At 58.8% G+C, this 8,998-nt stretch carries 5 protein-coding genes; 2 read left to right on the forward strand and 3 right to left on the reverse strand.

The features are described from left to right. Window positions 1-32 precede the first annotated feature (32 nt). Together NZK35_RS32010 and NZK35_RS32015 are read right to left on the reverse strand one after the other, a co-directional pair. Window positions 33-410, reverse strand: a complete 378-nt coding sequence (locus NZK35_RS32010; protein WP_259636605.1) for a SpoIIAA family protein — start codon at window positions 408-410, stop codon at window positions 33-35. A gap of 701 nt (window positions 411-1,111) precedes the next feature. Further along, entirely contained in the window at window positions 1,112-2,218 is a 1,107-nt protein-coding gene (locus tag NZK35_RS32015; RefSeq protein WP_259636606.1) for a hypothetical protein, read from the reverse strand. 582 nt (window positions 2,219-2,800) lie between these two features. Here NZK35_RS32015 and NZK35_RS32020 point away from each other — a divergent pair. Together NZK35_RS32020 and NZK35_RS32025 are read left to right on the forward strand one after the other, a co-directional pair. Beyond that, window positions 2,801-6,226, forward strand: a complete 3,426-nt coding sequence (locus NZK35_RS32020; RefSeq protein ID WP_259636607.1) for a DUF1553 domain-containing protein — start codon at window positions 2,801-2,803, stop codon at window positions 6,224-6,226. 107 nt (window positions 6,227-6,333) lie between these two features. Beyond that, window positions 6,334-7,794, forward strand: a complete 1,461-nt coding sequence (locus NZK35_RS32025; protein WP_259636608.1) for a DUF1501 domain-containing protein — start codon at window positions 6,334-6,336, stop codon at window positions 7,792-7,794. Here the strand turns inward: NZK35_RS32025 and NZK35_RS32030 are convergent. Then, on the reverse strand, window positions 7,775-8,482 hold the full coding sequence (locus NZK35_RS32030; protein WP_259636609.1) for a hypothetical protein: 708 nt from the start codon (window positions 8,480-8,482) through the stop codon (window positions 7,775-7,777). The genes NZK35_RS32025 and NZK35_RS32030 overlap by 20 nt on opposite strands. Window positions 8,483-8,998: the final 516 nt, after the last annotated feature.

Raw genomic sequence — 8,998 nt, forward strand, 5'->3', positions numbered from 1 at the left:
AGCCTGCACACCAACACGTCTGCCCGTGCCATTTATTTCTCGGAGATCCAATCCCAAGCGGCGTCGATGTCGCTGGCGTCGAAGTACTTGATCGTGGCGGCGGTGAAGGGTTTGCAGAAAATGGCCATCCATTTTTCCCAGGTGCTGTCACCGACCATGGCGATTCGCTCGATGTCGCGAAAGTGTTGGATGTCGAACTTGATGTCATCCCACAGTGCTCGGGCCGTCCAGCCGTGGAAGTCATCCAATTCCAGCAGCACGCGAATCTTGCCATGTTTCTGAATCACCTGCTCGATGTCGGGGCCGAAGATTTCGTAATCTTCGTGGTTCATCGTGCCGCTGACATGCAAGTGAATCACGTTGCTATCGCTTCGAGTCGCCAAGTCCACTTCACTGAATCGAACGCCCATCAAATGGCCCTTCCGTTGAAAAGAATAAGGAAATCGCAGGTCCAGATCGCCCGAGTCTAGCGTCTACGAGCCGGGAAAGCAAAAATCGCCCCACCCCAACCCTTCGGGGACACGGCACCAACCCAACGATCCCAACCCCGGGCGAAACCCTTCGGGGACACGGCACCAACCCAACAATCCCAACCCCGGGGACACGGCACCAACCCTTCGATCGGGGACGCGGTACTTATTCTTCACCGCAGAGATTCGGTCGTGGCGGCAATTGCTGCGGCGTACGATTTAAGCCGTCGTTGTCGATCCGACTAAACCATGACAGGCGACGTCGCACTGCCTCTGTCAGCGGTTCCGCATACCGAGACGCTTCAACAACGCGGCGAGCACGTTGCGGGCTTGTGAAGCCTTCCACGTCCATGGGGACGCCGGGTTCGCTCTGGGACGCCAGTCGTATGACTGAGAGCCCCACGGTCGGGGACACGGCACTGATTATTCAGCGCAGAGATTTCGATCGTTGCTGCAAATGCTGCGGCCCGCGTTCAAGCCGTGTTTTTCGACCCGACTCAATCACGATGGCAACGTCGCCATGCAGACGTCGTCGGCTCCGCACCTAGATGGCCAACCGTTAATGCGGCGAATACGCTGCGATCTTGTGATGCCCGTGTTGCCAGATCAAATCAGTCGATCGAGCTTAGGACTTAGTCAGACTAGGCTGCCTGGGCGAACAGTTCACGCGTTCGCTTCTGGACGTGAAACCGGCGACCGGTCTGTTTGCCACGTCGCTGATCGATGTGCTCAGGTAATCCCGCCATTGTGGTGAACAGATCATCAAAGTTGGCCACAAGCTCCAGCCAGACTGTTGGGGCTAGACCGAGCCGAATTAGAATCGGCGGGAGTTTGCCAGGGGTACAGCCGGGTTTTCCGGCCGCCGATTGGCGAGCCGACCAGTCGAGTAGCTCAAGGTACTCTGCAGCACTGATCGGCAAAAAACCTTTGTCGCTGCAGCGAGCATCGCATCGGCTCGGTTGGGGCCCGGGCAACTCAGACGCTTCATTCAGATCAACCGGCGCAAGAAACGAATCTGCAAGCGGCCGGACACACCTGTCGGCGGCCTCCGACGCATTGTCGGGTGCCGGGGTAGGGCTAGGCGCCGGGGCTTGCGTTTCCGCATTGATCGCTTCGATTCGGCGTTGAGCCGACGTGTGATCGCTCAGCTCCAATGTTTCGGCCATGCAAGCTCGAATCCAATTTAGATCCACGTAGACGGCACAAGCCAACACAGACTCATCATCAATCACCGGAATCCCCTTGAAGCGGTCTTCGAAGAATCGGCCGCTGGAGTCATCTTCGCGATTGGCTCGCTGGGCAACGCGTTGGTTCATTAGGCGCATCCACCAGGAAACGTCACTGAGCCGAAGACGTATCTGCTCGAGCCGGATCGGACAATTTCGGATGGTATTGAGCTCGGACTCTGACGGGGGCAATGGGTTGCCGTGATGGTCTTTGCGCTTGGGGCAAATCATCAGCCAGCGTCGTGCCACTTCGGTGTCGTCCCAAGTCTTGACGATGTCGGGGCGCGAGCGAAGCATCTGATGGTGATGACTGCAGAGGACCGAATACGCCAGAACGTCGATGGCAAATTGGCTAGCGAACTGCTCGATTAATCCTTCGATCCAGCCCTTGCGATGATCGCAATTCTTGCCGGACAGCGGATCGTCGCCAAACAACCGGCAGGCCCGTGTGGTGCGACTGATGGTGTGAACGATTTGGACCTCGCGAGGGTCAATCTTGTCGCCGCGGTTGGAACGTGACATCGCGTCCTCGTCAAAGAGACTCGTTTCTAGACATTGCTACGGTTTGAAGTGCATCTTCAAATTGCGTAGCCCAAAAACGAGTCGCTCCGTGCGACTCCCACGAGCCATCATTGCAACGCAAACCGATCCATCAGTCAACCTTCGCTGCACCAAAATCCAGCTCAGATACGAGACAATCTTTCAAGTTTGATAGCATTGGATTGAAACGACGTGCCGTGTCCCCATGTCGCTTGGTGCCATGTCCCCATTTCGTTTGGTGCCGTGTCCCCGGGTGGTTGAGACGCGGACGTGGGTGGGCACGGGACTGATTCTGGCTGTGATTTGAGTCTATTGACGAGCTGTCTCGAAGCGGATTGGCAGGATGGTAGGCGACGGGCGGCTTCGGGGGACGGCGGCCGGCGGACTGGCGGGATGCCGGCGGGATGCCGGCGGGATGCCGGCGGGATGCCGGCGGGATGCCGGCGGGATGCCGGCGGGATGCCGGCGGGCGGAATTTTGTGCTGCGGGGATTCGGGGGTCGACTTGTGTTTCGGGTATACTAACGTTGCCCACCGCCCTTCCAAACGTTCAACGTTCCCACCTATGCGACTGACACGCGTTTTTTCGGTTTCCCTGCTTTACGGCTTGGTTTCATCCCTCGCACCGGCAGGGGAAACCGCGGTCGATTTCAACCGCGAGATTCGGCCGTTGCTGTTCAATCGGTGCGTCACGTGCCATGGCCCCGATGAAGCGGAGCGGGCCGCAGGGTTGCGTTTGGATACCGCCGACGGGGCGCACGATGACTTGGGCGGCTACGCGGCCGTGGTGCCCGGCGACCCCGAGGCCAGTGAACTGATTTCCCGAGTGACCAGCGACGACGAAGACATCGTGATGCCGCCGTCGGGGAAAGGCGATCCGCTGACGCAGGCCGAAGTCGCTTTGCTGCGAACGTGGATCGAACAAGGCGGACGCTACGCCAAACACTGGTCCTACGAAATCCCTCGCCGACCGCCGCTTCCGGAAGTGTCCGACCCGACCTGGCCGACCGGTCCCATCGATCATTTCACGCTGGCACGGATGGATGCGGAAGGCTTGCATCCGTCGCCCCCAGCCGACCGTTTGACGCTGGCCCGACGCGTGGCGATCGACCTGACGGGACTGCCGCCGAGCTGGGAACAAGCCCGAGCGTTTGCCGAGGACGATCGCGCCGATGCCTATGAAATCTACGTGGATTCGTTGCTCGCCAGTCCGGCATTCGGAGAATGTTGGGCCCGGGTCTGGCTGGACCTGGCCCGCTACGCCGACTCGGCGGGCTACGCCGATGATCCGCCACGCACCATTTGGGCCTACCGTGACTACGTGATTCAAGCGATCAACGATAACATGCCGTTTGATCAATTCACGATCGAACAGATTGCCGGTGACTTGCTGCCCAATCCCACCGACGGGCAACTGATCGCCACGGCCTTTCATCGGAACACGTTGACCAACAACGAAGGCGGCACCAATGACGAAGAGTTTCGCAACGTCGCGGTCGTCGACCGGGTTAACACAACGATGGCGGTTTGGATGGGCACAACCATGGCCTGCGCCCAGTGCCACACCCACAAATACGATCCGATCACGCAAGACGAATACTTCCAATTCTTCGCATTCTTCAACAGCACCGAAGACGCGGACAAACGCAACGAGAGCCCGCTGCTGGAGGTCTGGAGTGACGATCAGAAACGCCGCAAAGTCGAATTGTCTCAGCGGATCGAATCACTCCAGGACAAACTGGCCGCCCCGTCGGATCGAGTCGACCAGGAACGTGAACAGTGGCTGGCCCAGTTTACGTCGCCGCCCGAGTGGCGAATCGCCGACGTCGCCTCGATCGACTCGAAGCGTCAGCTGGAGATGACCGATGACGGATGGATTCAGGCCGCCGAAGACGAGCTTGAATCGGACACGTATCAGATCCAGATTTCCACCTCCGACGAACCCATCACGGGCCTTCGCCTGGAGACGTCACCGTCACAGAAACGAAATTTCGTGATCTCCCAGCTTCGCGCGACCTGGACGCCCAAGCAGCTCGCTCCGGTCCAGGCCCAATTCGTTCGCGTCGAATTGCCAGGCAAGTCGCGGTTTTTGCATCTCGCGGAGATCGAAGTGTTCAGCGAGGGCGAAAACGTCGCGCCGCGTGGCAGGGCGACTCAGAGCTCCACCTACGCCGATGCCGATGCCTCGCGTGTCAACGACGGCAATACGGCAAGTGACTACAACAAGGGGTCGGTCCAACACACCAACGGTGAACAAGATCCCTGGGTTGAAATCGATTTGGGGCAAGCGATGCCGATCGACAACCTGGTTTTATGGAATCGCACCGACGGAGGATCGGGAATCATCGAACGGTTGAACGGATTCACGCTGACGCTTCTAGGCGAAAAACGAGACTTGGTCTGGACGAGCAAACCCGAAACCCCGGCCAAGGCAAGACATGCCCTGTCCCCATCCGGGGTTCGACTGGTCTCGTTCAGCCATGCATCGGCCGATCACGAACAAAGTGGGTTTCCCGCAGCGGCCGTCCTGCAAACGCCTGACAGTCCAAAGACGGGCTGGGCCATCGCGCCCCAGGTCGGGCGTCCCCATCAATTGACCGTGTCGCTCGCTGCACCGACGCCGGCGGCCGAGGGTGTGCTGACGGTTTCGATCGCGCAACAATCGGAACACCCGCGTCATCTGATCGATCACTTTCGATTGTCCGTCAGTTCAGACGTGAACCTGACCCGCTGGGCGACGTTGCCGGTCCCGATTCGTCGCATCGTCGCCAAGGGCAAAGATCGGTGGAATGAAAAAGAAGCATCGCAAATTGCTGCGTATTTCCGTGGCATTGCACCGGCGCTGAAACCTTGGCGTGAAGAGCTGCAGGCGGCGCGCGATGAACTGGCTCAAATGAAACCGATGACGAGCGTTCCGGTGATGAAAGAGTTGCCCGCCGACCAACGTCGCGTCACCAAGGTGCAGCTGCGGGGCAATTACCAAAGCACCGGCGACGTGGTCCACGAGGGCACGCCCGAGGCGTTCCACCCGATCGCCCATGCCGACAAGCCCAGTCGCCTGGATTTGGCGCACTGGTTGGTCGACCCTGCAAACCCGTTGACGCCGCGGGTGATCGTCAATCGGCATTGGGAGCAATTGTTCGGCGTCGGTATCGTGGAGACGAGCGAAGAGTTTGGGTCACAAGGTGAACTGCCTTCCCACCCGCGACTGCTGGATTGGATGGCGGTCGAGTTTCGCGACAGCGGATGGGACATCAAACGATTGGTCAAGTCGATGGTGATGTCCGCGACCTATCGACAAAGCAGCGTGACCACGCCGGAATTGATCGCCGCCGATCCGGCCAACCGACTGCTTGCACGGGGACCACGATTCCGCGTCTCGGCGGAGATGGTCCGCGATCAAGCATTGTTCGTCAGCGGACTGTTGAGCGACAAACGATTCGGGCCGCCGGTCAATCCGCCGCAACCCGAGTTAGGATTGAAAGCGGCGTTCGGCTCAGCCACCGACTGGAAAACCAGCAAGGGGGAAGACCGCTATCGGCGCGGGCTGTACACGACGTGGCGTCGCAGCAGCCCCTATCCGTCGATGGCCCAGTTCGATGCCCCCAACCGAGAGGTCTGTACGGTCCGCCGGATTCGAACCAACACCCCGCTCCAGGCGTTGGTCACGATGAACGATCCGGTGTATGTCGAAGCGGCCCAGTCGTTCGCACGAAACATGATCCGGGCGGCGGACTCGGCCGAGGGAAGAATCGAATACGCCATTGAGACCGCGTTGATTCGGCCGCCCAGCGCTGCGGAGATCGAGCGTCTGGAACAACTCGCGGCTGCGGTGACAGAGACCTATTGCGAATCGACCGAAGATGCGATGAAGATGGCGACCGATCCGATCGGCCCCCTGCCCGACGATGCTGACCCGGCCGAATACGCCGCCTGGACGGTGGTCGCCAACGTGATCTTGAATTTGGATGAACTGTTGATGAAACGATAAAGAGAGTCGATCGCGCTGATTCGACCCTCCCCTCGCTTCGCTCGACCCTCCCTGCGAGGAAGGGTGATTGATGATCCTTTCAAGCTCCCTGCACCCAATAGACCACCATGGACCCTCGATTTAATCAACTTCAAACGCGCACCCGCCGGCATTTTTTGCAGCAATCCACTGCCGGGATCGGCTCGATGGCGTTGGCGTCGCTGTTGGCCGGGGACGGATATGCCGCCGAGTCATCGGCATCACGAGCGAGTGATCCGCTCGCCAGTCGAATGCCGCATTTTGCTCCCAAGGCAAAGCGGGTGATCTATTTGCACATGACCGGCTCGCCGCCGAACCTGGACTTATTTGACTACAAGCCCGAACTGGTCCAACGCAGCGACCAGGATTGCCCCGACCAGTTTCTCGCCGGGCGTGAATTTGCCTTTACCTCTGGAACCCCGAAGCTGATGGGGTCGCCACGCGCGTGGCAGCGCGTCGGCAAGTCGGGCATGTGGATGTCCGATGCGATTCCACACTTTCATGATGTCGCCGACGAGATGTGTGTCGTGCATTCGATGCACACCGATCAATTCAATCACGCGCCTGCTGAGTTGTTGGTTTACACCGGTTCGCCGCGTAGCGGACGGCCGTCGATGGGATCCTGGATCACCTACGGACTGGGAAGCGAAAACGAAAATCTGCCCGGGTTTGTCGTCTTGATCTCCAGCGGCGTCCAACCCAACGGCGGCAAGAACTCCTTCGGAAGCGGTTTTTTGCCATCGGTTTATCAAGGCGTGCAGTGCCGATCCAAGGGTGACCCCGTGCTCTATTCGTCGGACCCGCCGGGGATGAGCCGCGCGACCCGCCGCGCGACGCTCGATGCGTTGGCGGATTTGAATCAGATGCAAGCCGAACAGATGGGGCATCCGGAAACCTTGACGCGGATCTCGCAGTACGAACTGGCCTTCCGAATGCAAACCTCGGTTCCGGAGGTGATGGACATCTCGGCCGAGTCACAGAAGACGCTGGACGAGTACGGTGCGACGCCGGGGGCATCGAGCTTGGCCAACAATTGTTTGCTCGCCCGCCGCTTGGTCGAATCGGGGGTGCGGTTTGTGCAATTGTTCGATTGGGGCTGGGATTTCCACGGCACACAAGCCGGCACGGGCCTGACCGACGGCCTGACCAACAAGTGCGCGACGATGGACAAGCCGATCGCGGCGCTCATTCGCGATCTAAAACAACGCGGGCTGTTACAAGACACGCTGATCGTCTGGGGCGGTGAATTTGGTCGGACGCCGTTTCGCGAGGGCCGGACGGCGAAGAGCAAGATTCTGGGTCGTGATCACTACCCGGACGTGTTTACGATGTGGATGGCCGGTGGCGGAGTGAAGGGCGGATTCGAGTATGGTCAGAGCGACGAGCTGGGATTTGGTGTCGCCGAAAACCCCGTTCACGTGCACGACCTGCAAGCCACGATTCTGCACCAACTGGGCTTCGATCATGAACGGTTAACGTATCGATTCCAAGGACGTGATTATCGGCTGACCGACGTGCATGGACACGTGGTCAAAGAGTTATTGGCGTGATTGAATCGCTCAAGTCGATGACGTTGGTGATTTTGGGTTCGTAGTCGTTATAGCCGAATCCACCGTGCGTTACTTCAATGCGCCAGGTCTTACGAATCGGATGCCCTCCCTTGGTGGCCGAGTTGACCAAAACGTGGACCGAAGTGTCCGAACGATTTTCGGGTTCGTTCACGACGGACCATTCGGCGATGCTGTACAGTCGTGACGGGCGCGTGTGTGGGGCCCAGTAGTCGGTGCCATCACCACCACTTCGTTGTTCATCCAGCCAGTCTTCAACGTGGTCGACCGCCAGTCTCGAATAGTATCCAAGCGGGTCGCTCAAGTTCTCTGCCATCCGAATCTTGGGAATCAGCTGATTCGTTTCCCGATCGTAGTCTGACCCGATCGTGACACGGTAGTGATCCGGCGGCGTGGGGCGTCCGAGCCGGTCCAACCGATGGATCAACAGATTGACATGGCTGGCCGACGATTCCTGGATCTGCCACTCGGTCAGCGATCTGAAATGAAGCGGATCCCTGGTTTTCTCCCAGAATGGTTGAGTATCACGTCCCGCCTTTTCGGCCGTCAGCCAATCCTCAACCAGGGCTTCACAAACTCGGCTTTGTCGATTCGTATCGTACTGTCCCAGGTAACTGAGGACGCCGAAGGGGATCAAAAAGACGGTGGCCAACAAGGCGAGCGTGCGCATCGTGTTTTTTTCGGATGTGGCGGGGGTGGGTTCGTCTAACCATGCCTCACGCTGCGCAGAAATGTCCCACCAACTGTCAATGCGTTGTTGGAATGTTTTTCTCGTTGAATTGTCTATGGAGGTCACACGGAATGATCGAGCTATTTGGACCAGACGTGTTGAGCGGAATAGAATGGCAGGGGTAAAACGGATTTCGCAGTCGTTGGTGTCTAGCCTTGAGGCGATTTCCTCTCGCTGCATGGGACGTCGATTGTAGAAGTGTCGGAGTTGATCATAGCGGAAGTTGTCAAGACTTTCGCGAACCGCCGGCCCTCTCTGGCGTTTACTTGCTGCGCAAACGCCGTCTCTCCCAGAGGGAGAGAATCTAAATCGGTTGCCAAATCCTGCTGCAAAAGTGTCGACGACCCGAGTGGCATCGCAAGCTGGAAGCTTACGCCACGTTTTGCCCCTTAGGCGAACCAGCTGACGGCGTTTTGGAACATGGCTAGGCCGTCGCCGGCGGCCGGCTGTTCTTTG

This window comes from Stieleria sedimenti, assembly GCF_025060895.1.
In the GTDB taxonomy this organism is placed as follows: domain Bacteria; phylum Planctomycetota; class Planctomycetia; order Pirellulales; family Pirellulaceae; genus Stieleria; species Stieleria sedimenti.

What these genes read in the sequence shown, in the direction of transcription:
- NZK35_RS32020 (WP_259636607.1), top strand. Translation starts at nt 2,801, where the DNA reads ATGCGACTGACACGCGTTTTTTCGGTTTCCCTGCTTTACGGCTTGGTT.
- NZK35_RS32010 (WP_259636605.1), bottom strand. Translation starts at nt 410, where the DNA reads ATGGGCGTTCGATTCAGTGAAGTGGACTTGGCGACTCGAAGCGATAGC.
- NZK35_RS32015 (WP_259636606.1), bottom strand. Translation starts at nt 2,218, where the DNA reads ATGTCACGTTCCAACCGCGGCGACAAGATTGACCCTCGCGAGGTCCAA.
- NZK35_RS32030 (WP_259636609.1), bottom strand. Translation starts at nt 8,482, where the DNA reads ATGCGCACGCTCGCCTTGTTGGCCACCGTCTTTTTGATCCCCTTCGGC.
- NZK35_RS32025 (WP_259636608.1), top strand. Translation starts at nt 6,334, where the DNA reads ATGGACCCTCGATTTAATCAACTTCAAACGCGCACCCGCCGGCATTTT.